This is a genomic window from Knoellia tibetensis (assembly GCF_048606415.1).
Classification (GTDB): Bacteria; Actinomycetota; Actinomycetes; order Actinomycetales; family Dermatophilaceae; genus Knoellia; species Knoellia tibetensis.
The window spans coordinates 1-23,221 of sequence record NZ_JBMBWF010000002.1 but is presented as its reverse complement, the minus strand read 5'-3'; the positions used below and the strand labels follow the sequence as shown (position 1 = coordinate 23,221).

The 23,221-nt window shown below is 71.8% G+C and carries 17 protein-coding genes, 1 tRNA gene and 1 pseudogene; 8 read left to right on the top strand and 11 right to left on the bottom strand.

The features are described 5' to 3' along the window. Positions 1–54 precede the first annotated feature (54 nt). Positions 55–2,850 (top strand): M6 family metalloprotease domain-containing protein, encoded by a 2,796-nt coding sequence (locus ACOJV7_RS11930; RefSeq protein ID WP_420190427.1) that lies wholly within the window; start codon positions 55–57, stop codon positions 2,848–2,850. 51 nt (positions 2,851–2,901) lie between these two features. Then, a complete protein-coding gene (locus ACOJV7_RS11925; RefSeq protein ID WP_420190426.1) occupies positions 2,902–4,782 on the top strand; it encodes a S9 family peptidase in 1,881 nt (626 codons plus the stop codon). Positions 4,783–4,870: 88 nt separating this feature from the next. Here ACOJV7_RS11925 and ACOJV7_RS11920 read toward each other — a convergent pair whose 3' ends face one another. Genes ACOJV7_RS11920 through ACOJV7_RS11910 form a run of 3 tightly spaced genes read right to left on the bottom strand, consistent with a single transcriptional unit; the run spans position 4,871 to position 8,358 of the window. Beyond that, a complete protein-coding gene (locus ACOJV7_RS11920; RefSeq protein WP_420190425.1) occupies positions 4,871–5,728 on the bottom strand; it encodes a MaoC/PaaZ C-terminal domain-containing protein in 858 nt (285 codons plus the stop codon). Then, a complete protein-coding gene (locus tag ACOJV7_RS11915; protein WP_420190424.1) occupies positions 5,728–7,065 on the bottom strand; it encodes a 3-oxoacyl-ACP reductase in 1,338 nt (445 codons plus the stop codon). Before ACOJV7_RS11915 ends, ACOJV7_RS11920 begins: the two co-directional genes overlap by 1 nt. A gap of 3 nt (positions 7,066–7,068) precedes the next feature. Further along, positions 7,069–8,358, bottom strand: coding sequence for an acetyl-CoA C-acetyltransferase (locus tag ACOJV7_RS11910; RefSeq protein WP_420190423.1), 1,290 nt, complete (start codon positions 8,356–8,358; stop codon positions 7,069–7,071). A 113-nt stretch (positions 8,359–8,471) separates the two neighbouring features. On the opposite strand from ACOJV7_RS11910, the gene ACOJV7_RS11905 reads away from it, so the two are divergent. From ACOJV7_RS11905 to ACOJV7_RS11895, 3 genes are read left to right on the top strand one after another with little or no spacing between them, the layout of a single operon-like run. Further along, on the top strand, positions 8,472–9,221 hold the full coding sequence (locus ACOJV7_RS11905) for a TetR family transcriptional regulator (RefSeq protein ID WP_420190422.1): 750 nt from the start codon (positions 8,472–8,474) through the stop codon (positions 9,219–9,221). 30 nt (positions 9,222–9,251) lie between these two features. After that, a complete protein-coding gene (locus ACOJV7_RS11900) occupies positions 9,252–11,234 on the top strand; it encodes an acyl-CoA dehydrogenase family protein (protein WP_420190421.1) in 1,983 nt (660 codons plus the stop codon). Then, a complete protein-coding gene (locus ACOJV7_RS11895) occupies positions 11,231–11,863 on the top strand; it encodes a class I SAM-dependent methyltransferase (protein WP_420190420.1) in 633 nt (210 codons plus the stop codon). The genes ACOJV7_RS11900 and ACOJV7_RS11895 overlap by 4 nt, the downstream gene beginning before the upstream one ends. 64 nt (positions 11,864–11,927) lie before the next feature. Here ACOJV7_RS11895 and ACOJV7_RS11890 read toward each other — a convergent pair whose 3' ends face one another. The 4 genes from ACOJV7_RS11890 to ACOJV7_RS11875 all read right to left on the bottom strand — a co-directional run bounded on the left by ACOJV7_RS11890 (position 11,928) and on the right by ACOJV7_RS11875 (position 16,623). Continuing rightward, entirely contained in the window at positions 11,928–12,749 is an 822-nt protein-coding gene (locus tag ACOJV7_RS11890; protein WP_420190419.1) for a hypothetical protein, read from the bottom strand. A gap of 96 nt (positions 12,750–12,845) precedes the next feature. Then, on the bottom strand, positions 12,846–13,967 hold the full coding sequence (locus ACOJV7_RS11885) for an NAD(P)/FAD-dependent oxidoreductase (RefSeq protein ID WP_420190418.1): 1,122 nt from the start codon (positions 13,965–13,967) through the stop codon (positions 12,846–12,848). Continuing rightward, entirely contained in the window at positions 13,964–15,247 is a 1,284-nt protein-coding gene (locus ACOJV7_RS11880) for a class I SAM-dependent methyltransferase (RefSeq protein WP_420190417.1), read from the bottom strand. Before ACOJV7_RS11880 ends, ACOJV7_RS11885 begins: the two co-directional genes overlap by 4 nt. After that, the gene (locus ACOJV7_RS11875) at positions 15,244–16,623 is read right to left on the bottom strand and encodes an FAD-binding oxidoreductase (protein ID WP_420190416.1); all 1,380 of its coding nucleotides are present in this window, start codon (positions 16,621–16,623) and stop codon (positions 15,244–15,246) included. Before ACOJV7_RS11875 ends, ACOJV7_RS11880 begins: the two co-directional genes overlap by 4 nt. Before the next feature lie 189 nt (positions 16,624–16,812). On the opposite strand from ACOJV7_RS11875, the gene ACOJV7_RS11870 reads away from it, so the two are divergent. Continuing rightward, positions 16,813–17,187, top strand: coding sequence for an effector-associated constant component EACC1 (locus ACOJV7_RS11870; protein WP_420190415.1), 375 nt, complete (start codon positions 16,813–16,815; stop codon positions 17,185–17,187). Next, on the top strand, positions 17,153–18,904 hold the full coding sequence (locus ACOJV7_RS11865) for a caspase, EACC1-associated type (RefSeq protein ID WP_420190414.1): 1,752 nt from the start codon (positions 17,153–17,155) through the stop codon (positions 18,902–18,904). Before ACOJV7_RS11870 ends, ACOJV7_RS11865 begins: the two co-directional genes overlap by 35 nt. Before the next feature lie 110 nt (positions 18,905–19,014). Here ACOJV7_RS11865 and ACOJV7_RS11860 read toward each other — a convergent pair. From ACOJV7_RS11860 to ACOJV7_RS11845, 4 genes are all read right to left on the bottom strand, one after another. Beyond that, positions 19,015–19,088, bottom strand: a tRNA-Val gene (locus tag ACOJV7_RS11860). Between the two features lie 102 nt (positions 19,089–19,190). Beyond that, positions 19,191–19,625, bottom strand: a complete 435-nt coding sequence (locus ACOJV7_RS11855) for a TIGR02611 family protein (protein WP_420190413.1) — start codon at positions 19,623–19,625, stop codon at positions 19,191–19,193. Next, positions 19,622–20,470, bottom strand: a complete 849-nt coding sequence (locus ACOJV7_RS11850) for an aminotransferase class IV (RefSeq protein WP_420190412.1) — start codon at positions 20,468–20,470, stop codon at positions 19,622–19,624. The genes ACOJV7_RS11855 and ACOJV7_RS11850 overlap by 4 nt, the downstream gene beginning before the upstream one ends. Before the next feature lie 68 nt (positions 20,471–20,538). Next, positions 20,539–21,579: a chorismate-binding protein gene (locus ACOJV7_RS11845; RefSeq protein WP_420190411.1), complete on the bottom strand. Its 1,041-nt coding sequence runs from the start codon at positions 21,577–21,579 to the stop codon at positions 20,539–20,541. A gap of 188 nt (positions 21,580–21,767) precedes the next feature. On the opposite strand from ACOJV7_RS11845, the pseudogene ACOJV7_RS11840 reads away from it, so the two are divergent. After that, positions 21,768–23,221 (top strand): annotated as a pseudogene (locus ACOJV7_RS11840) (hypothetical protein); the annotation flags it as partial.

Sequence of the window (23,221 nt, the reverse complement as noted above, 5' to 3'; positions counted from 1 at the left end):
CAATTCTGCGCGACACCTGGCGGTCGGGCTGTCACAGCTCCCGAGGTGATGACGATGGTTTTGACGTGGCGTGGCTCGTTCGTGGCGATGGCGGTGGCCCTGCTCGGCGGCGTCCCGTCCGCGGTGGCGACCGCGCAGGAGCCCGTCGCAGGGCCGGCGGCAGTCAGCATCCGCTCCGGCTCATCGGACGCCGGACAGGTCGGCACGGTCGGCAGGGTCGGCACGGTCGGCAAGGTCCGGGAGGTCAGGGGCGCGCCGGTCAACACGGCCCCGCAGACCCTCGTCCAGCCCGACGGCACGAGCTTCACGGCCCGCCAGCGCGGCGACGCGGCACGCCACTGGTGGACCGTCGGCAACGCGACCGTCGCCCGCGACACGGCCGGCACCTGGCGCTTCGCCACCCGGCTCGACCGCGCCGGCCAGCCCGCCGCATCGGGCTCGCGGGTCACCCGGAACGCCGCAGCACCCTCGGCCGCGAAGGGGCTCCGGCCCGCCCGGGACCGCGTCGACGCGCCCGAGAGCGCGCTGCCCCGCATGGGCGTCGAGGGGCCGCAGAAGACGCTCGTCATCCTCGCCCAGTTCCTCAACCGGTCATCGGTCGGCACCACGGCCGCGCAGTGGAACGCGCGGTTCTTCGGCGCGACGGACAGCGTGCGCTCCTTCTATCGCACGGCGAGCTCGAACCAGCTCGACATCACCCCGGCGACCGAGTCGTCCGGGACGGTGAACGACGGGGTCGTCGGGTGGGTCACGCTGCCGATGAACCACCCGAACTACTTCGACGACGTCGATGGCCGCGCCTGGGCGGTGACGGCTGCGGCGGTCACCGCGGCGAACCCCTTCGTCGACTTCGCTGCCTACGACACCGACGGCAGTGGCGTCGTCGAGCCCGACGAGCTCCACGTCACGGTCATCGCTGCCGGCTACGAAGGCTCCTACGGCGGAACGACGTCGTGCACGCCCAACGTCTGGGGCCACCAGTGGGCCATCGACTCCGGCGCCCCGACCGTCGACGGCAAGGTCGTCGGGCGGGCCGGCTACACGCAGTTCGGTGAGTCCCACTGCGACGTGAGCGACCCGACGGACGCACACCAGGCGACCATCGGGATCATGGCCCACGAGCTCGGCCACGACCTCGGCTGGCCAGACCTCTACGACATCGACCAGTCGTCGTCCGGGATCGGCGAGTGGAGCCTCATGGCCGCAGGCAGCTGGGGCACCAAGCCAAGCAGCGTCCTGCCAGGTGACGCCCCGACCCTCCCCGACGCGTGGAGCCGGAGCGTGCAGGGGTGGGTCGACCCGGTCGAGGTGGTGGGTACCCGGTCCGTGGACCTCACACAGGTCCAGACGACCGACGGCGTCTACCGGCTGCTGCCGAACCCGAACGGCCCCGAGTTCTCGTGGACCGGCTCAGGCCGGGGCGAGTACTTCCTCGTCGAGAACCGTCAGCCGTCCGGGGCCGACGTCGCGCTGCCGGGCTGCGGCCTCGTCGTCTACCACGTCCAGGAGAACCAGCCGGACAACTCCGTGGACACCGATCGGCTCGTCGACGTCGTGGAGGCGGACGGCCTCGAGGGGCTCGACGACCGCTTCTACCGAGGTGGCCCGGGCGACGCCTGGCACGGGGCCGCCGGGCAGACGAGGCTCAGCTCGACGACGACGCCGAGCACCCGGCTCAACAACGGCGCGTCCACCCCCGCCGCGATGACCGCCACCGGTGGCTGTGCCTCGACGATGGCGGCCACGCTGACGGGGACGCCGAAGGGCGGGCGCTTCGTCGCACAGACGCCCACCCGCGTGCTCGACACCCGCACCGGCACCGGCGTCCCCGAAGCACCGGTCGGCCCGGGCGCCACGGTCACGCTTACCGTGCCGGGCCTGCCCGCCGACACCACCGCGGTCACGCTCAACCTCACCGGCACCGGCCCCACGGCGTCGACGTTCGTCACCGCGTGGCCGGCCGGCACGACCCGCCCGAACGCCTCGAACCTCAACCTCGCCAAGGGTGCCACCGACGCCAACCTCGTCACCGTCAAGGTCGGCCCGGGCGGCAAGGTGAGCTTCTGGAACGCCAGCGGCAGCACCCACCTCATCGCCGACCTCGCCGGCTACTACTCCCCCTCGGCGTCCGCCGCCTACAGCCCGGGCTCACCGAGCCGGGTCCTCGACACCCGCACCGGCACCGGGGTCCCGCAGGCTCCGGTCGGCGCGGGCGAGCTCGTCACCCTCACCGTGCCCGGCCTGCCCGCGGACGCCACGGCGGTCACGCTCAACCTCACCGGCACAGGACCCACCGCCTCGACCTACGTCACCGCATGGCCCGCCGGCACGACCCGCCCGAACGCCTCGAACCTCAACCTCGCCAAGGGCGCCACCGACGCCAACCTCGTCACCGTCAAGGTCGGCGCGGGCGGCAAGGTGAGCTTCTGGAACGCCGGCGGCAGCACCCACCTCATCGCCGACCTCGCCGGCTACTACTCCCCCTCGGCGCCCGTGACCTACTACCCGGGCTCGCCGGCTCGCATCCTCGACACTCGCACCGGGACGGGCGTCCCCAAGGCACCGGTCGGAGCAGGCGCCACGGTCACGCTCACGATCCCGGGCCTGCCCGCCGACGCGACCGCGGTCACGCTCAACCTCACCGGCACCGGCCCCACCGCCTCCACCTTCGTCACCGCCTGGCCCTCAGGCACCACCCGCCCGAACGCCTCGAACCTCAACCTCGCCAAGGGCGCCACCGACGCCAACCTCGTCACCGTCAAGGTCGGCACCGGTGGCCGGGTGAGCTTCCGGAACGCCAGCGGCAGCACCCACCTCATCGGCGACCTCGCCGGTTACTTCCGTCCCTGACCCGGCGCGTGACCGTGAAGCCGCCATCCGCCGACGGTTAGTTTGGGCCTCATGACCGTCCTGCCCCACGGCTCCTGGCCGTCGCCCCTCTCCCCGGCCGCGCTCACCGCGGCGACCCGCACGCTCGACGAGGTGCGCGTCGACGGTGACGACACCTACTGGCTCGAGTCCCGCCCCTGGGAGGGCGGACGCGTTGCGCTCGTCCGTCACGCGGGTGTGACCGGCGAGGTCGAGGACGTCGTCGGTGAGGGCGTCAACGTGCGTTCCCGGGTCCACGAGTACGGCGGCGGCGCGTATGCCGTCCGGTCCGGTGTCGTCGTCGTCACGACCCTGCCGGACCTCCGGGTCCACGTCGTCGAGGACGGCGGGCTGCGCGCCATCACGCCCGAGGGCGGGTTCCGCTACGGCGGACTCGTGCTCGGCGACGGGTTCGTCCTCGCCGTGCGCGAGGACCACTCCGGCGAGGGCGAACCCGTCAACACCCTCGTGCAGCTGGCGCTCGACGGCGACAACGCCGACGGCGGGCGACTCCTCTGGGAGGGCACTGACTTCGTCTCGCGCGCCGCGCTCTCCGGCGACGGGACGCAGGTCGCGGTCGTCACGTGGGACCACCCCAACATGCCGTGGGACACCACGACCCTGCGTCGCGCGGCGCTGACCGACGAAGGCCCCCTGGAGTGGTCGGTCGTGGCCGGCGACGACGAGGTCTCGGTCGGCCAGCCGAGGTTCGCCCCCGACGGGTCGCTGTGGTTCGCCTCCGACGAGTCCGGGTGGTGGAACCTCAAGCGGCACAACGGATCCGAGACCGTGGCCCTGCATTCCATGCCGGCCGACCTCATCACGCCGCAGTGGGTGCTCGGCATGAGCGACTTCACCCTGCTCGCCGACGGACGCGCGCTCGTCCACTGGTGGGCCAACGAGGCAGGACACCTCGGCATCCTCGACCCCGGGTCGGGGGACATCACCGAGCTCGACGTCGACGGCGTGCAGTTCGACCATCTCCAGGCGATCGGCGAGGAGGTGGCCCTCCGGGTCGGCACCCTCTCCGAGCTGCCGTTCATCGTCCGCGGCCCTGTCGGTGGTGACCTGACGACGCTGAGGCGCAGCCGCGACGAGGGTCTCGACCCGGCATACGCCAGCACGGCGCAGCCGTGGACCTGGACCAACGGTGAGGGCCTCGAGGCGCACGGCGTCTTCCTCCCCCCGACGTCGCCGGACGCGACCGGGCCCGAGGGTGAGCTGCCGCCGCTGCTCGTGCTCGCCCACGGCGGGCCGACGTCACGGACCGAGGCCGGGCTCCAGCTGGCCCGCGCCTTCTGGACCACCCGCGGCTTCGCCGTGCTCGACGTCAACTACTCGGGGAGCACCGGCTACGGCCGCGACTACCGCAACCGGCTCCGCGGCCGCTGGGGCGTCGTCGACAACGACGACATCATCAGCGGCGCGCGCTCGCTCGCCGAGGCGGGTCTCGTCGACGGCGGGCGGCTCGCCATCCGCGGAGGCAGTGCCGGAGGGTATGCCGTCCTTCGCGCCCTCACGACGAGCGACGCCTTCGCGGCGGGGGCGAGCTACTTCGGCGTGGCGGACCTCCAGGCACTCGCGACCGACACGCACAAGTTCGAGTCGCGCTACCTCGACCAGATGGTCGGCCCCTACCCCGAGGCCAAGGACACCTACGTCGACCGCTCGCCGATCCACCACCTCGACTCCGTGCAGGGTGCGGTGCTGCTGCTTCAGGGCGGGATCGACGAGGTCGTCCCACCCGCACAGGCCGAGACCATGGCGGCGGCGATGCGGGCTGCGGGGCAGGACGTCGACCTCGTCCTCTATCCCGACGAGGGCCACGGCTTCCGGGCGGCGTCGGCCATCGAGGACTCGCTGAGCCGCGAGCTCGCCTTCTACGGACGGGTCTTCGGCTTCACTCCCGCCTGAACCCGGACTTCTTGCGGATAGCGGACGCCTTCGGCGCCGTCGACGGGCGCGCAACGTCCCCTATCCGCAAGAAGTGGAGAGCCGGGGCTCAGTCGTGGGTGGTGAGGGTGAGGACGAGGTGCTCGGTCTCGGGCCTGCGGGTCGACCGCAGCCCGGCGACGACCGACGACGCGCTGCGGTCGACGACGAGGTCGATCGACCCCGGCAGGAGCACCGGCTTGCGGAACCACACATGCGACGTGCTCGGACCGTTCACCGAGCGACCCAGCGCGGCGAGCACGCGAGCGGAGGTCCACATCCCGTGCGCGATGGCCTTGGGGAAGCCCATCGCCTTGGCGGTGAGCGGGTGCATGTGGATCGGGTTGACGTCACCCGAGACGGCGGCATACCGACGACCGAGGTTCCCCGGCAGGCGCCAGCGCGCGGCGGCGACCCCCGTCGGGATGGGCGGCGCCTCGGTGCCGCGCTCGGCGTCCGGGGTGCGCCGCCCACGGGCGAGGTAGGTCGAGCGCCCGCTCCACACGGGCTCGCCGGCGACGCTCACCTCGGTGACGAGGTCGACCTGTCGACCCTTGGGGTGCTCGCGCAGCGCCTCCGCGTGCACTGCCACGTCGAGGACGTCGGCGGCGGTGAGGGTCCGGCGGACGGTGATGGCGTTCTCGACGTGGACGAGCCCGACGAGCGGCAGTGGGAACGCCTTGCGCGCCATGAGCTCGGCCTGCAGCGGGAACCCGAGGATGTGCGGGTAGGTGTGCGGCAGGACGTCGTCGACGCCGAAACCGCACAGCCGCTGGTAGTCGAGCAGGTGCTCGCGGTCGACGGTGTGCCCAGCGAGCACGAGCTCGCTGCCGGGCAGCGTCGAACCGGACTTCTTGCCGGCCAGGGCTGCTCGGACGAACACCTTGGCGAGGGTCGGCGCGGTGTCGAAGGTCTCCTGCTGACCCATCAGGCCCCCATGAGCATCTGTCCGCAGACGCGCACGGTCGTGCCCGTGACGCCTCGGTTGGCGTCCCACGCGAAGTAGCCGATGGTCTCGGCGACGTCGACGGGCAGGCCTCCCTGCGACAGCGAGTTCATGAGCCGGCCGACCTCGCGGGTGGCGAGCGGGACCTTGGCCGTCATCTCGGTCTCGATGAACCCAGGCGCGACCGCGTTGACGGTGACGCCCTTGTCGAGGACGCGCTTGTCGGCGGCCAGGGCCGACGTCATGCCGATGACGCCCGCCTTGGACGCGGCGTAGTTGGTCTGGCCGCGGTTGCCGGCGATGCCCGCGATCGACGACACGTTGACGATGTGGCCGCCGTCGTTGATCGCCGGGACGAGCGCCTCGTTCATCCGCAGGATCGACAGGAGGTTGACTTGGAGGACGGAGTCCCAGCGGTCGGCCTCGGTGTTGGCGAGCAGCTTGTCGCGGGTGATGCCGGCGTTGTGGACGACGATGTCGAACCCGCCGTGGCGCGCCGAGGCGTGCTCGACGATCTTGGCCCCGGCGTCGTCGGCCGTGACGTCGAGCTGGAGCGCCGTGCCAACGAGGCGGTTGGCGACCTCGGCGAGGGGGCCACCCGCAGAGGGCATGTCGACCGCGATGATCGTCGCTCCGTCACGGGCGAGGGTCTCGGCGATCGCCGCACCGATGCCGCGCGCGGCACCCGTGACGACGGCGACCTTGCCGGCGAGCGGCTGGTCCCAGTCGGCGGGGGCGACGACGTCACCCACCGGCTCGCTGACGTGGAACACCTGCGCGGAGACGTAGGCCGACCGGCCCGAGAGCAGGAAGCGGACGGTCGCGTCGACACCGGCGTCGGCGCCCTCGGCGACGAGGACGGTGTTGGCCGTGCCGCCACCGCGCATCTCCTTGCCGATCGAGCGGACGATGCCCTCGACGGCGCGGCGCGCGGCAGCCTGGGCGACCGAGGTCGCGGACTCGGGCGGACGCCCGATGACGATGACGCGACCCGTGGGTGCGAGCGTCTTGAGCGCCGGTGCGACGACACCACGCAGGGTCTCGAGGTCGGCCGGGGTGTCGATGGCGGTGAGGTCGAGCACGACCGCCGCGACCGACGTCGACGGCTGGGACGCCACCGAGACGCCGGCGTCGGCGAGCAGGTGCCGCACCCGTTCCGCGACCGGGGCGTCACCGTGGCCGGCGACCAACACCTCGCCCGGCACGAGCGAGCCGCCGGGCTTGTGGCGACGAAGCCGCGAGGGTCGCGGCAGGCCGAGCGTGGTGGCGAGCTGCTTGCCGATGCCACCGCTGACGAACTGTCCGTAGTTGAACGCCATCGGTCAGGCTCCTTCGAGGATCGCGACGACGCCCTGGCCACCGGCCGCGCAGATCGAGATGAGGCCGCGGCTGCCCGGGCCCTTCTCGTGCAGCATCTTGGCGAGCGAGGCGACGATGCGGCCACCGGTGGCGGCGAACGGGTGGCCCGCGGCGAGCGACGAGCCGTTGACGTTGAGCTTGGAGCGGTCGATCGAGCCGAGCGGCTTCTCGAGGCCCAGCCGGTCGCGGCAGAAGTCCTCGTCCTCCCAGGCCTTCATCGTCGACAGGACGGTGGACGCGAACGCCTCGTGGATCTCGTAGTAGTCGAAGTCCTGGAGCGAGAGGCCCTGGCGGGCGAGGAGGCGCGGCACGGCATACGCGGGGGCCATGAGGAGGCCCTCGTCCCCGTGCACGTAGTCGACCGCGGCGACCTCGCCGTCGACGAGCCACGCCTGCACGGGCAGGTTGTGCTCGGCGGCCCACTCCTCGCTGCCGAGGAGGACGGCGGAGGCGCCGTCGGTGAGCGGCGTCGAGTTGCCCGCCGTCATCGTCGCGCCCTCGCCCTTGCCGAAGACCGGCTTGAGCTTCGCGAGCTTCTCGACGCTCGAGTCGGGGCGCAGGTTCTGGTCCTTGGCGAGGCCGAGGTAGGACGTCATGAGGTCGTCGAAGAACCCGCGGTCGTATGCCGCGGCGAGGTTCTGGTGGCTCGCGGCGGCCAGCTCGTCCTGGGCCTCGCGGGTGATGCCCCACTTCTTCGCGGTGATGGCCATGTGCTCGCCCATCGAGAGCCCGGTGCGCGGCTCGGTGTTGGCGGGGGTCTCGATGCCCAGGTCGGTGGGGCGGATCGCGAGCAGCTTCTTGGCGCGGTCCGCGGCGGTCCTGGCCCGGTTGACCCCGAGCAGCTTGCGACGCAGCTTCTCGGTCACCATGATCGGCGCGTCCGAGGCGGTGTCGACGCCACCGGCGATGCCGGACTCGATCTGGCCGAGCTTGATCTTGTTGGACACGAGGATGGCGTTCTCGAGACCGGTGCCGCACGCCTGCTGGACGTCGTATGCCGTCGTGTGCGGGTCGAGGCTCGACCCGAGAACCGCTTCGCGCGTCATGTTGAAGTCGCGGCTGTGCTTGATGACGGCACCGCCGACGACCTCACCCAGGCGCTCGCCGCCGAGGCCGTAGCGGGCGACGAGGCCCTCGAGGGCGGCCGTGAACATGTCCTGGTTCGAGGCGTTGGCGTAGGGACCGAACTGCCGTGCGAAGGGGATGCGGTTGCCACCGAGGACGGCGGCGCGGCGGGGACTCGTAGGTGACACCGGGGGCTCCTGGGATCGGTCGGAGGGAGGACGTCGTGGGCCGCGTGGGACGCGCCACATATCCGGTACTGACGGTAGCAGGTACCTCTCCGCACCTGCTACGGTCCGATCTTGTGACCAGCACCACGGACCCGCAGGGCGACGAGGTCGTCGACGGCCGGCGCAGCAGGTGGGAGAGCCACCGCGCCCGACGTCGGACCGAGCTCGTCGAGGCCACGCTGCGCGCCATCCGCGCCCGTGGTGCGGGCGTCGGCATGGACGACATCGCCTCGAGCGCGGGGACGTCGAAGACCGTCTTCTACCGGCACTTCAGCGACCGGGCCGGGCTCTACTCCGCAGTGGCGGAGCGGGTCAACCGGATCATCCTGCGCGACATCACCAAGGCCGTCGGCGACCTGAGTGCGTTCTCCGGCACCGCATCCCAGCGGTCGACGGAGCCGCGTGCCCTGCTCGGTGCGGCAGTCGACGCCTACCTCTCGCTCGTCGAGAACGACCCCGAGGTCTACCGCTTCATCGTCGCGGCACCCCTCGTGCCACCGTCGGAGCGCACCGAGACCATCGACCTCGCCTCGACCGTGAGCCGCGCGATGGGCGTGCAGATCGGGGCGCTCATCGCTGCCACCCTCGAGGGGGCCGGTCGCAGCACGGAGCCCGCCGAGACCTGGGGGCACGCCGTCGTCGGCATGGTCCGCGCCGCCGGTGACGAATGGCTCCGGTCCGGAGCGGCCGCCTCGGGCACCTCGCGTGCCACCCTCAACGAACACCTCACCGAGCTCATCTGGGCCGGACTCTCGTCGGCGTGGCCGACCGACCCCGCGAGCGACGACCGACCGACGACCGACCGACGACCGACCGACGACTGACCGACGACTGATGGACGACAAGGAGTGACCGTGGACGACCTCGCCCCCGAGCTGACCCGCATCCTCGACGGACGCTGGGGTGACGTGCGCCGCCGGCTGCGCGCCCACGACGACGTCTCGCGCTTCGCTCCCCCGGCCGAACCGCTGCCGATGGAGCAGTACCGCAGTCACACCACACGCCAGCTCCTCGCCCTCACCGGCGAGGACTTCGCCGCCGCCGGACTCGCCAAGGGTATGGGGGGCACCGGCGACTTCGGCGCCTCCGTCACCGCCTTCGAGATGCTCGGCCACGGTGACCTCTCCCTCCTCGTCAAGGCCGGGGTCCAGTTCGGGCTCTTCGGCGGCGCGCTCGCCAACCTCGGCACCCAGCGGCACCACACGGCATACGTGCCGGGGATGCTCGACGGGACGCTCATGGGCTGCTTCGCGATGACGGAGACCGGGCACGGCTCCAACGTCCAGCACCTCGAGACCACCGCCACCCACGACCCGACGACCGACGAGCTCGTCGTCCACTCCCCCACTCCCGGCGCCGAGAAGAACTACATCGGCAACGCCGCCCGTGACGGTCGCATGGCCGCGGTCTTCGCCCAGCTCGTCACGGGCGACGGCGAGTCGCACGGCGTGCACTGCGTCCTCGTGCCGATCCGTGACACCAGTGGCAAGCCGATGCCCGGCGTGACCATCGGCGACGACGGCGCCAAGGGCGGGCTGCCCGGGGTCGACAACGGGACGCTGTCGTTCGACCACGTGCGCGTCCCCCGGTGGAACCTGCTCAACCGCTACGGCGACATCTCTGCCGACGGCACCTACACCTCGCCCATCGACAACTCGTCGCGGCGCTTCTTCACGATGCTCGGCACCCTGGTGCGTGGCCGCGTGTCGGTGGCCGGTGGCGCGGGCGCCGCCACCCGGTCGGCGCTCACCCTCGCGACGCGCTACGCCCTGCACCGGCGGCAGTTCGCCGCACCGGGCTCCGACGAGGAGCTCACCCTCATGAGCTACCGGGCGCACCAGCGCAAGCTCCTGCCGGCGATCGCCCGCAGCTATGCCCTCATGCTCGCCCAGAACGAGCTCGTCGAGATGATGCACGAGGTCGCCGACCACGAGGGCGCCGCCCCCGAGGAGCGCCAGCGCGAGCTCGAGGCACGGGCCGCCGGCATCAAGGTTGCGGCGACGCGGCACGCGACCGACGCGATCCAGATGTGCCGCGAGGCGTGCGGTGGCGCCGGCTACATGGCGGAGAACCGCCTGACGACCCTCAAGGCCGACACCGACGTCTTCACGACGTTCGAGGGTGACAACACCGTGCTGCTCCAGCTCGTCGCCAAGGGGCTGCTCACCGAGTTCCAGGAGACGTTCGAGGACAACTCGCCGCTCGCGATGATCGCCTTCGCGTCGCGGTTCACCGCCTCGTCCATCCTCGAGAAGACGCCTGCGGCCGGGCTCATCTCCAGGCTCATGTCGAGAGCCCCGAGCAGCGACGAGGACGGCGCCGAGCGCCACCGCGGCCGCCAGGTCGCGCTCTTCGTCGACCGCGAGAAGCACCTGCTCGAGGGTGTGGCACTGCGGCTCTCGAAGGCGGCCAAGGCCGAGCCCGCCGACGCCTTCCGGATCTACAACAACGCGCAGGACCACCTGCTCGCCGCCGCCGAGGCGCACATCGACCGGGTCCTGCTCGAGGCCCTCTGCGCCGCGGTCGAGGAGTGCGAGGAGGGTCCGGTCAAGGAGCTCCTCGACGACGTCACCGACCTCTTCGCGCTCTCGACGATCGAACAGCACCGGGCGTGGTACCTCGAGCACGGCCGCCTCACCCCCGTGCACTCGAAGGCGGTCATCCACGACGTCGGCGTGCTGTGCAAGGACCTGGCACCGCACGCGCGCACCCTCGTCGACGCCTTCGCGATCCCCGACGCGTGGCTCGGCGCGCCCGGGCTCCTCAAGCCCCTGCCGACGGAGCCGCCGTCGGAGCTGCCGTCGGGGACACCCACCGTCACCACGGCGACCGCGTGAGCGAGGTCCCACCCACCCGCTGGGCGCTCGCCGGACCCGCGAGCCACGGCTACGGCTCTCGGTTCGCGGACCTCGTGGCCCGCGGTGAGGACGTCGACGGCGAGGCGCGCCTCGCCGATGCGCTCTCACCGCGCGGGGCCCGCATCCTCGACGCCGGCGCGGGCATGGGCCGGGTCACCGCCGCCCTGCGTGCGCGCGGCCACGACGTCACCGGCGTCGAGCCGGACACCGCGCTGGTCGAGCAGTCCGAGCGCACCTACCCGGGCATCGGCCTGCTGCCCCTCGACATCCTCGAGACGACGCCTGAGGCCCTGGAGGCACACGGCCGCCCCACGGCATACGACCTCGTCGTGGCGGTCGGCAACGTCTTCATCCTCCTCGCGGAGGGCACCGAGCGACGTGCCCTGGCGACTTTGCGCGACCTCCTCGCCCCCGGCGGCCGCATCCTCGTCGGCTTCCACCTCGCCGCCGGGCCCGCGGGCAGCCGCGCCTACGCGCCGGAGGAGTTCCGCAGTGACGTCGAGGTGAGCGGGCTGCGCGTGGACCTCCTCGCCGGCAGCTACGAGCTGCACCCGCCGAACGCGGAGTATGCCGTGTGGCTCCTCTCCCGGGGCGACGCCGCCATCTGACGCGGACCACACGCGTGGAACGGCCCGTGCGCGGTCGCGCACGGGCCGTCCGGGTGCTTCTCGGTCAGCAGCTGAGGCTGAGGAAGAAGTAGTCGTCGACGAAGGTGCCGGAGCTGTTGGTGATGCCGACCTTGACCTTGTTGCCGCCGTAGCCGGCGTTGTTGTCGGGCGACGGGTCGGTGTTCGAGGCCCAGACGATGCTGCTCGCGGTCGCCGAGCACTTCGCGACGTTGCGGTCGAAGACGACGTCGTAGTTGCCGGTCGACGTCTTGGTGACCGACACGACGCCCGAAGCGATGCCGGTGTAGATCGTGCCGCTCGGCGAGACCGCGACGTAGGCCGGCTTGGTGTAGTAGCCGGCGACGTCGGCGAAGACGTTGGCCTTGCCGGTGACCCGCAGGTTGAACTGCTCCGACCCGTTGAGCGGCATCGTCACCATGTTGGCGATGGCGGCGACGCCGAAGTTGAGCAGCGAGGCCAGGGGCTGCGGCTGGCCGGTCTCCCAGCCCTGGACGTAGCCACCGGACGTGACCGGGACGGCGCCGAGGTTGACCTGGACCGCCTCGGCGTTGGTCGGGATGCCGCAGCCGGCCGCGTTGCCGCCCTGGGCGGCGAGGCCGGTCCTGGCGCTGAAGGTGCGCGTGGCGTTGTGGAGCGGGCCGCCGCCATAGCGGGTGTCGAGGATGCGACACGGGGCGACGGCGTGGAAGACGAAGTCCGAGCCGGGCGATCCGGGCGGCACGATCGACAGCGCGGGCCCGCGGTTGCCGCTCGGGGTGGGGTTCGGTGAGGACGCCGACTGCGCGGCGGCCCCGCCGGCGGCGAGGATCGTCGCGAGTGCGCCGAGTGTGAGGACGCGGCGGGTTCTGCTGCTGAGCTGGTGCATGGTGACTCTGCCCTTCTGGGATCTGCCCGGTCGCCCCCGCGACCGAGTCACGAGGAAGGAGCAGGCCCGGGGTGCCCAGATACACCGGCCTTTCGGTCAGTCCTCCGGCGGAGGGTGGCCGACACTGGCCCGCATCTCGTCGGAGGCGTCCCAGTCGTTGGCCTGCATGGCCGCGACGACGGTGTCGCCACGCACCCACCAGGCCCGGAACGGCCCGCTGAAGTCGCCGCGGGTGAGGACGCGGTCGTAGCCGTCGGGCCCGACGTGACCCCAGTACTCCATGCCGAGGTCGTACTGGTCGGTGAAGAAGTAGGGCATCCGGTCGTAGGGCTCGGAGGCGCCGAGGATCGTCGCCGCGGCCGCCTTGCCCTGACCGATCGCGTTGTCCCAGTGCTCGACCCGCACCCGGCGACCGAGCACCGGGTGCTGCTCGCTCGCGATGTCGCCGACTGCGAGGACGTGGTCGTCGGAGGTGCGCAGCAGCTCGTCGACGAGGACACCCCCGTCGACGTCGAGTCCGGCGCCTTCGGCCAGCGCGGTCCGGGGGGCGGCTCCGATGCCGACGACGACGAGGTCGGCATCGCCGAGGTCCTCGGCCGTGACGTCGGCGCCGAGGCGCAGGTCCACGCCGTGGGACCGGTGGAGGTCGGCGAAGTGTTGGGCGACCTCCGGTCCGAGGACCGCGAGCAGGGGCAGCTCGGCGGTCTCGAGCACCCTGACCTCGGCACCCGCCAGCCGGGCGGCCGCCGCGACCTCGAGCCCGATCCAGCCCGCTCCGACGATCGCGACCTTGGTGCCCTCGGTGAGGGCCTCGCGCAGGGCGAGCGAGTCCTCGACGGTCCGGAGGTAGTGGACCGGACGCCCCGACTCCTCTGCCATGCGCAGGCGGCGCGGCTCCGAGCCGGTGGCGAGCACGAGCCACTCGTAGGGCTGCTCCCCCGCGGTCGTCATGACCCGTCGGCCAGCGAGGTCGACGGACTGGACCTCGATGCCGGTGCGGACGTCGACGTCGTGCTCGCGCCACCACGCCTGGTCGTGAACGGTGGCGGAGTCCGGTTCCTTCTCGCCGAGGAGCACGGCCTTGCTCAACGGTGGGCGCTCGTAGGGCAGGTGCTGCTCGGAGCCGAAGAGCACGATGTCGCCATCGAACCCGCGCTCGCGCAGGGTCTCGGCGACCGTGGCCCCCGCCAGGCCGGCCCCGACGATCACGACGCTCATGACTGCCACCAGGGGCGCAGCGGCACGCGTGGCAACCGCGAGCCGTCGAGCCTCGTCGCGAGAACCTGGTGGAGCTGGACGACGTTGCGCTCGAAGCCGCGTCGCGACCCGGCGAGGTAGAGGCCCCACACCTTGGCGGTCGCCTCGCCGACCTCGTCGACGCACGCGTTCCAGTGCTCGACGAGGTTCTCGCTCCAGCCGGCGAGGGTGCGGGCGTAGTGCTCCCGGAGGTTCTCCTCGTGAAGCACCTCGAAGCCGCTGTCCTGCATCGTCGTGATGATCCTTCCCGATCCGGTGAGCTCACCGTCGGGGAAGATGTAGCGGTCGATGAAGGCGCCGGTGCTCCTCGGGCGGTTGTCGGGGCGGGTGATGCAGTGGTTGAGGACGAGGCCGCCCTCCTTGACGTGGGCGAGCATCCACTGGAAGTACCCCGGGTAGTTGCGCACCCCGATGTGCTCGGTGATGCCGATCGACGAGATGGCGTCGAACCCGCTCTCGGCGACATTGCGGTAGTCGTCGTGGCGCACCCTGGCCAGGTCGGCAAGTCCCTCGCGCTCGATGGCCTCCTGCGCCCACGCCGCCTGCTCCCTGGAGAGGGTGACGCCGAGCGCGTGCACGCCCCGACGCGCGGCGTAGCGGACCATCCCGCCCCAGCCGCACCCGATGTCGAGGAGACGGTCGCCCCGCCGGAGCCCGAGCTTGTCGAAGACGAGGCGGTACTTGTTCTCCTGCGCGGCGTCCAGGTCCGCGTCGAGGTCGGGGAACACCGCGCAGGTGTAGGTCATCGTCGGACCGAGGACGTGCTCGTAGAAGCGGTTCGAGACGTCGTAGTGGTGGCGGATCGCCTCGCGGTCACGGGTGAACGAGTGCCGCAGCCCTTCGGTCACCCGGCGCCAGCGCGGCAGCGCCTCCTGGGGCGGGGGTGGCGGTGGGGTGAGGCCCCGAAGCCCGAGCACCTTCGCGAGGTCGACGACGAGGCGCGGGTCGGGCCGCCGGAAGTGCAGCTCCTCGAGGTCGACGAGGACGTCGTAGGGGTTGCCCGGGTGCACGCCCTCGACGACGAGGTCGCCGGTCGTGTAGGCGCGCGCCATGCCGAGGTCCCCCGGCGCGGTCGCGAGGTAGGAGACGGCCCGCGGCGTCCCGATGTGGAGGGTCCGCTGGGCGCTGTCCGGTCCGGCCTTGGACCCGTCGTATGCCGTGATCCGCACCGGGAGCGGCCCCACCACGACCTCGTCCACGAGGTCGGCGATCGTCCTGGTCTCGCGGGTCGTGCTGGTCATGCGTGTCGCACCGCCTTGTCGTAGAGGTGGGGGAACCGGCCGGAGGGGTCGTGCTTCGCCTTGAGGACGGCATACGCGTCGCCGCCGTAGAGCGCGTCGAACTCCTCGCGGGAGTAGAAGGACTCGGAGTAGAGGGACTTGTGGCCGTCGAGGGCGTCGACCTTGCGCTCGATGGCGCGGTTGGTGGCGCCGGGCTCACCGCCGGGGACGCTCGACCAGAACCCGACGTTGACGTAGGTCTCCCCCGGCGAGAGCGGGTAGAGGCCCCATGAGCGGTCACCGCGAAGACGCAACGGGCACAACCAGATCGGCTCGATGGGGACGGTGTCGAGGAACCAGCCGAGGAACTCCGCCGTGTGCGCGAGCGGGACCTCGACGTCCTGGACGACCCGCTCGCGCGGTGGGTTGCCCTTGCGGGCCTCGATGCGGTCGGAGACGTGGAGACGCTGGTCGAGGGCGACGAGCTTCCAGTAGACGCTCGACCGGCGCCAGCGGCTCGGCCAGAGGCGACGCACTCGCGGGTTCTGGGCGCCGAACGCGCGCGAGCACCAGAACCAGTCGGTGTCCCAGCGCCAGAGGTAGTCGTGGGTCGTGAGGAGCTCGCGGCGGGGCTCGGGGTCGTCGTGCTGGAGGGAGCGGTAGAAGATCTTGTGCCCGGTGTAGTCGCTGGTCCGGCCCGTCTCCTCCGTGTGGCGGGCGACGGTGAGGTAGGCCTCGTCGCGCGAGAAGACGACGCCGTCGATGAAGTCGACTCTCTCGCCGTCGTGCTCGCCGGTGGCGACCACCTCGCCGATCGCGGTGCAGAGGCTCTCGACGTCGTGGAAGCGGACGTGGCGCAGGGCGACGTGGCCGGTCACCGGCTCGAGCTCGATGAGCAGCCGGGTCGCGTAGCCGAGCGAACCGTAGGAGTTGGGGAAGCCGCGGAAGAGGTCGGCGTGCTCGTTGTCGGGCGTCGCCGTGACGATCTCGCCGGTGCCCGTGAGGATGTCCATCTCGAGGACCGACTCGTGCGGCAGGCCGTTGCGGAAGGACGACGACTCGATCCCCAGGCCGGTCACGGCTCCCCCGAGCGTGATGGTCCGCAGCTGCGGCACGACGAGCGGCATGAGGCCGTGGGGGAGCGTCGCGGCGACGAGGTCCTCGTAGGTGCACATGCCGTCGACCTCGGCGGTGCGGGTGCCGGCGTCGACGACGCGGACGCCGGTGAGACCGGTCGTGTCGAGGCCCGGGACACGGGTGTTCGACCGCTCGCGGAAGAGGTTGGAGGTGTGCTTCGCGAGGCGGACCCGCTCCCCCGGAGGGATGGCCGCGAAGCTGTCGAGCAGTCGCTGCTCCCCGGTGGTGCGTGCAGCGGCGTCGAGGAGGGTGCGCTCCATGATGCGCACGTTACGCCCAAGGTGTGACGGTGACATGTCGAAATCGGGCCCGGTGCCGGACAGGTCGTCAAGGGCCCGTGGTTCGTGGCTCTGGCGCCGCGGGCCCGACAGTCGTATACAAGGAGCAGGCCCGAACGCGGCCGAGGTGTCTCGGTGACGCGTCACGGGCGTGACGACAGGAGTCTCGCCATGACGCGGATCGACGTGCTCGTCCAGGTCCAGCCGGACGGCGACGAGGAGACCGACGAGCTCCTCGACCTCACCGATGGCCTGCGCGAGGAGCTGCTCACCCTCGACGTCGACGACGTGCGCCCCGTCGAGGCATCGGAGGCGCCGGACGGGGCCAAGGGCCTTGCCGCCGTCGCCGGCTGGCTCGCCGTCCAGCTCGCCTCGGCCGATGTCCTGCGGGCAGCCGTCGACGCGCTGCGTGGCTGGGCCACCCAGCGGCGCCGGGACGTCGAGGTCACCATCGGCGGCGACACCCTCAAGCTCTCAAGGGTGTCAGCCGGTGAGCAGGAGAGGATCATCGATGCCTGGATCGCCCGACACTCGGCCGGCACCTGACCTGCCGACCGAGCGCCGGCTGGCGCTCGTCATCGCGACCGAGACCTACGAGGACCTCTCGCTCCGGCAGCTGCGCGCGCCCGGACGCGATGCCGACGACCTGCGAGATGTCCTGGGCGACAGCGACATCGGCGGCTTCGAGGTCACAACGGTCAAGGACGGCACCGCCCAGGCTGTCCGGGTCGCGGTGGGCGACTTCCTCGCGGACCGCTCACTCGACGACCTCGTCCTCGTCTACCTCTCGTGCCACGGACTCATGGACCTGCGCCGACGTCTCTACTTCGCCGCGCGGGACACGACCAAGACCCGGTTGGCGGCAACGGGCGTCGAGTCGCAGTGGCTGCTCACCCAGCTCGAGGACTGCCGCGCCAGGCGCCAGGTCCTCGTCCTCGACTGCTGCTTCAGCGGGGCCTTCGCCGCGGGCACCAAGGGGGACGACGAGCTCGGCCTCGGGCAGCACTTCCTCGGGCAGGGCCGGGGCCGCGTCGTGCTCACCGCCTCGCGTGGCAGCGAGTACTCCTTCGAGGGCGAGCCGGTCCCAGGGCAGGAGGTGCCGGGTTCGGTCTTCACCCAGGCGCTGGTCGAGGGCCTGCGCTCGGGCTCGGCGGACCTCGACCGCGATGGGTTCGTCTCGGTGGACGACGCCTACGGCTTCGCGTTCGACCGCGTCCGGGCCTCGGATGCGATGCAGACCCCGCAACGCTGGCTCTACGGCGCCGAGGGCGCGATCCTCCTCGCGCGCAGCCCCGCCGGAGTGACCGTCGAGCCCGCGGAGGTCCCTGCGGGCATCACCTCGTCGCTCGACAGCTCCTATCCGTCGGTCCGGATCGGCGGGGTCGACGCACTCGCCCAGTGGCTCGACGACGACGACCCGGCTCGGGTCCTCGCGGCCCAGCAGACGCTGGCGGGGGTCGCCGAGCACGACCGGCCCGAGGTGGCCGCCCGCGCGCGTGAGCACCTCGACGCGCACGTGGTCGTCGACGAGGAGGCGGCGTATGCCGTCCGCTCACCGACCGGCGCCGGGTCGGGGAGCGCTTCGTTGGGCGGCACGGAACGGCGGGCGGCCGATACGCAAAGGCGGGAGGACGGCATACGGCGATGGCTGGGCACTCCGGTGGCTCGTCTTGCGGCGGTCGGGGTTCTCGTCGCGGCGGGGATCGCCACCGCGGCGGTCCTGTGGGACCGGGACTCCGGTGGGTCCGATGACAGCTCGTCGTCGAGCCCGACGTCCGGCAGCTACACGGCCGAGGGTCCGTGGCGGTTCGAGCTCCACGGCAGCGGTGACGGGTGCACGTTCACGCTCGAGCAGGGCGGCACGAACCTCCGGGAGGTGTCGGACCCGATCTACAGCACCCGCAGCTTCCAGGTGGCCCAGACCGGGACCTTCCGATGGACGGCGAGCGACTCCGCGTGCCGCGTGGTCGGCCGGGCGGGGTCGGGCGAGGCGACGCTGCCGGCGACCTTCCCGCCCTATCGCGGCGACACCGACGCCTTCCGTGCCACGGGTCCGATCACGGTGACCGTGCAGGACTGGGAGGGCAACACCGAGTGCGAGCTCACCCTGAGGGATCCCACCGATGCCAACGCCTCGAGTCCGGTGGACATCCGGACGGTGACGACGGAGCAGCCCAGCACGGTGCTCGACCCGGGCGGACGCGAGGCGGTCTACCTCGAGGACCTCACCTGTGGAGTGAGGGTGGAGGTGAAGGCACAGTAGGGGGCGGGCCTGTGAGGGTGGACGTGGAGGCGGGCCCCATCATGTCGACCCGAGCCTGCGAGGGTGGACGTGAAGGCGGGCCCCATCATGTCGACCCGAGCCTGTGAGGGTGGACGTGAAGGGACTCGAACCCCTGACCTCTCGCGTGTGAAGCGAGCGCTCTAACCAGCTGAGCTACACGTCCGGCACCCACTGCGGAGCGGGCTGGACGAGGATACCCGCCGCCATTCCCGTGGGCGAAATCGGGGGCTGTGGTTGCGGCTGCGGCCCCGGTTGCGGACGGTCCTCAGACGCGCGCGGTCGTGCGCATCCAGTTCTCGAGCCCGTCGGGGAAGAAGCCGGGGATCCCCGAGAAGTGGAAGGTCAGCCACAGCACCGCCGCGACGAACACGAGGCCGGCCAGCCCTGCGAGGAGCTTGACGAACGGGTTCTGGCGCTTGATCCACTGCTCCCACGCCCGCACCTTGGCCTTGACGAACTCGAGGACGCGCTGGGCCCGCTCGAACTCGGTCGCCCAGATCGCGAGCCCGCCGATGACGATGAGCCAGCCGGGTCCGGGGAACGGGATGAGCAGCAGCCCGACGACCACGACGACGAGCCCGAGGACGAAGACGCCGATGCGATAGATCCGCGCGGCCTTCGGGTTGGCCCGGATCCGCCGGCGCCAGGCCCAGTCGTCCTCGTCGCTCTCGACGAAGACGTGGTGGTCCTGGTGGTTCACGGGTCCATCCCGAGGTCGGCCTCGGCGGTCCGCCAGATGTCGACGGCGCGACGGGTGACCGGGCCGGGGGCGTCGAGCCGGCGGTCGTCGACGAGGTGGACGCCCTGCACGTCGCGGGACGAGTTCGTGATGATGACCTCGTCCGCGGACTCGAGCACGTCGAAGGGCATCGTCTCCTCGACGACCTCGACCCCGGCCTCGCGGCACCACTCGATGGCGAGCTCACGGGTGATGCCGGCGAGGCAGCCGCTGTCGAGCGGCGGGGTGCGCAGGACACCGTCGGTGACGACGAAGACGTTGGACGCCGTCCCTTCGCAGAGCTCGCCGCGCGTGTTCGCGAGCAGCGCCTCCGCGGCGCCACGGGAGTTGGCGTGGGTGATCGCGATGACGTTCTCGGCATAGGAGGTCGTCTTGAGACCGGCGGTAGCACCGCGCTCGTTGCGCACCCACGGCACGGTGACGACGGCAGCAGAGGGGGCGTGAGGCTTCGACGGCGTCGACGCGATGATGACGGTCGGCGGCGAGTCGTGCCGGTCCGAGCTCAACGGTCCCGCTCCCCCGGTGACGGTGATGCGCACGCGGCCGAAGGCGATCCGGTCGCCGGTGGCGAGCACCTCCTTGACCCCCTCGCGCACGAGCGCGTCGTCGACCGGGGGCAGGCCCAGCCCCGACAGCGTCCGCCCCAACCGGCGCAGGTGACGCGTCATGGCGAACGCCTCACCGTCGACGATCTTGCACGTCTCGAACGCACCGTCCCCCACCGTCATCCCGTGGTCGAGAGCCAGCACCGACGGCTCGTCCCTTCCCACGATGCGACCGTTCACCCACACCTGGATATCGCTCATGGGTCGAGCATTGCAGATGCGCCCGACCGCGCCCGCGAGTGACATCCCGCTGCCGGAGACGGTCGGGGTCAGGACCCGGCGCTCCCAGCCACCTGTCCACGGGCCAGTGCCATGAGGCGCCGCGCCTTGAGCTCGGTCTCGCGCACCTCGCCGCGGGCGTGCGAGCCCCACGTGATCCCGGCGCCCGTCCCGAACCTCAGCACGCGCTCCCCCGAGGGTTCCTCGTCGACCCAGAAGGTGCGGATGCCGACCGCGAGCAGCGCCTCGTCACGGTCGGCGTCGATCCAACCCACCGCCCCGCAGTAGGGGCCGCGGGGCACCGGTTCGAGGTCGTCGATGGCCCGCAGCGCCGTGTGCTTGGGGGCGCCCGATACCGAGCCCGGCGGGAACGACGCGTCGAGCAGCTCGCGCCACGTCGCGTCCTCCCGCAGCTCCCCCGAGACGTCCGAGACGAGGTGGACGAGGCCGGGATGTTGCTCGAGACGGCACAGGTGGTCGACGCGGACGGTGCCGGGACGGCATACGTGCTGGAGGTCGTTGCGCACGAGGTCGACGATCATGACGTTCTCGGCGTAGTCCTTGGGCAGCATGTTCTCGGCGGTCTGCGCGGTGCCCTTGATCGGGCTGGAGGTGACGGTGCTGCCGCGTCGGGTGAGGTATGCCTCGGGTGAGGCGCACGCGACCTCCAGCCCGGCCTCGGGGATGTCGATCGTCGCGGCGTAGGGAGCCGGGTTGCCCTGTGCGAGAAGGTTGCCCAGGGCGCGCATCGACACGCGCGGCTCCGCCGCGCGGCTGAGAACGCGACAGAGGTTGACCTGGTAGACCGTGCCGCGCGCGATCCGCTCACGGATCTCCTCCACCCCTGCGACGTATGCCGTGTCGTCCAGGCTCGTGGCCCACTCCCCCTGCACGCCGGTCCAGTCGGGCACGCCGGTAGGCGATGGGTCCCGGTCGACGGACGCCATGCGCACGGCCGTGAGGCGGCCCTCGAAGGTGATGACGACGGCCCAGAACCCTGATGTGACGTCGTCGATGTCCGAGGTGACGGCCTCGACGCCGGTCGCCTCGATGACGCCCCCGTCCAGGGAGCTGAACCTCGCCCACGCCACGGCGTCGATCGTAGGGGCATGCGCTCGAGGTCGGTGGGCCCCGCCGGTCGTCGCCGAACGAGGAAGCGGTCGCGACTCATCAGCTCACGAGGTACAGACGGTGGCTCGTCTCGAATGTGGCTGCGGCACAGCGACATTCACACCGTCGAGGTGTTGTATTCGAACTATTGTTCGACTACACTCGTGTCATGGACCTGGGCGCGGTGTCGACAGCGGTGGCGGAACTGTATGCCGCGCTGTCGGCCCCTGCCGCGACGGCACCGGTCGGGGTGTCGCGTCCGGCAGGTTTCCTCGACGCGGACACGCTGCTGGCGACGATCGAGCAGGCGCAGCAAATCGTCAACATCTGCGGTGGGATCCAGGCCCACGCCATGGCGCATCTGGCTGCGCACGAGGAGGTCCGCGACGCCGAGGACGCCTCGGGCTGGGCGTGGAAGCGGCACGGGCTCGGGTTCGTCGCCGACGACACAGCCTCCCTCGTCGCCGACCGGCTCGGGGTCTCGGTCCCGGTCGCCGCGAACCGGGTCGAGGACGCCGTGCACCAGGTCACCGTCACCCCACGGCTGGTGGACGCGATGGGGTCCGGCGCCCTCGACCAGTTCCGCGCCCACCTCGTCACCCGCGAGGTCAGGGACTGCGACGACGCGACCGCCGCCACGATCGTCGAACGCCTCGTCGCCCGCGCCGCCGACCCCGCCCCGTGGAAGAGCACCGACCCCCGCCCCGGCCACGACAACACCGACGAGGGCGGCGCTGACGACATCGGCGACAGGAACAGCGTTGAGGGCGACTTCGACGCCGACGGCGAGAACGTCAGCGGCGACAGCCCGGAGGCACACGGCACGGACGGCGCCCCGGGCTGCCCATCGCGGGGCTGGGACGAGACCGCAGGACCACTGGCGTCGCGCGCCCGCCGGCTCGTGACCCGCCACGCCCCCGAGGTCGCCGCGGCACGCAAGAAGCAGGCCCTGAAGGACCGGTGCCTGACCCGACGCGCGATCTCCGAGGCCGCGGACCAGTGGCACGGGCTCGTCCCGGTCGAGCAGTCCCTGGTGATGTGGCAGGCCGTGGACCACCTCGCGCGCACCCTCCAGAGCGCCGACCCCGGCCTCACCCTCGACCAGGCCCGCGTCGATGCGCTGCAGCAGCTCGTCCTCCAGCAGGCCGACGTCACCATCCACCTCCACGCCACCCACCCCCCCGCTCCCAGCGCCGCCACCACGACCGACGCAGCCACCGCACCAGAGCCCGCGCGCGCAGCCACCGCACCAGAGCCGGCACGTGCAGCCACCACCTCGTCCGCGGCATACACAGCTCCCGCGACCCGCACCGCCCGCGCGTCCACCGCCACCGTGACGCCCCAAGCGACTACCGCGCTCCGAGGCGACACGACCCCCGCGCCTGCAGACAGTCACCCCGCCGCTGCGCCGGCCTCGGCCTCGACGGACGCGCCGGCACAGGGCCACCGGGCAGGACTGGCAGAGCGGGCCGTCCGTGGGGTCGTCGAGCTCGGCGGGCTCAACCGGCCCGGCACCACCGTCGTCGACCTCGACCGGCTCCCGGCGAGCGTGCGCCTGACCGACTCGACCACCCTGACCTGCCACCCCGACACCGGCGCCCTCCTGACAGGCCACGTACCGAC

Bases quoted from the DNA above. Each gene is read 5' to 3' on its own strand.
- ACOJV7_RS11930 (WP_420190427.1), top strand. From the start codon at position 55: ATGGTTTTGACGTGGCGTGGCTCGTTCGTGGCGATGGCGGTGGCCCTG.
- ACOJV7_RS11925 (WP_420190426.1), top strand. From the start codon at position 2,902: ATGACCGTCCTGCCCCACGGCTCCTGGCCGTCGCCCCTCTCCCCGGCC.
- ACOJV7_RS11920 (WP_420190425.1), bottom strand. From the start codon at position 5,728: ATGGGTCAGCAGGAGACCTTCGACACCGCGCCGACCCTCGCCAAGGTG.
- ACOJV7_RS11915 (WP_420190424.1), bottom strand. From the start codon at position 7,065: ATGGCGTTCAACTACGGACAGTTCGTCAGCGGTGGCATCGGCAAGCAG.
- ACOJV7_RS11890 (WP_420190419.1), bottom strand. From the start codon at position 12,749: ATGCACCAGCTCAGCAGCAGAACCCGCCGCGTCCTCACACTCGGCGCA.
- ACOJV7_RS11885 (WP_420190418.1), bottom strand. From the start codon at position 13,967: ATGAGCGTCGTGATCGTCGGGGCCGGCCTGGCGGGGGCCACGGTCGCC.
- ACOJV7_RS11880 (WP_420190417.1), bottom strand. From the start codon at position 15,247: ATGACCAGCACGACCCGCGAGACCAGGACGATCGCCGACCTCGTGGAC.
- ACOJV7_RS11875 (WP_420190416.1), bottom strand. From the start codon at position 16,623: ATGGAGCGCACCCTCCTCGACGCCGCTGCACGCACCACCGGGGAGCAG.
- ACOJV7_RS11870 (WP_420190415.1), top strand. From the start codon at position 16,813: ATGACGCGGATCGACGTGCTCGTCCAGGTCCAGCCGGACGGCGACGAG.
- ACOJV7_RS11865 (WP_420190414.1), top strand. From the start codon at position 17,153: ATGCCTGGATCGCCCGACACTCGGCCGGCACCTGACCTGCCGACCGAG.
- ACOJV7_RS11850 (WP_420190412.1), bottom strand. From the start codon at position 20,470: ATGAGCGATATCCAGGTGTGGGTGAACGGTCGCATCGTGGGAAGGGAC.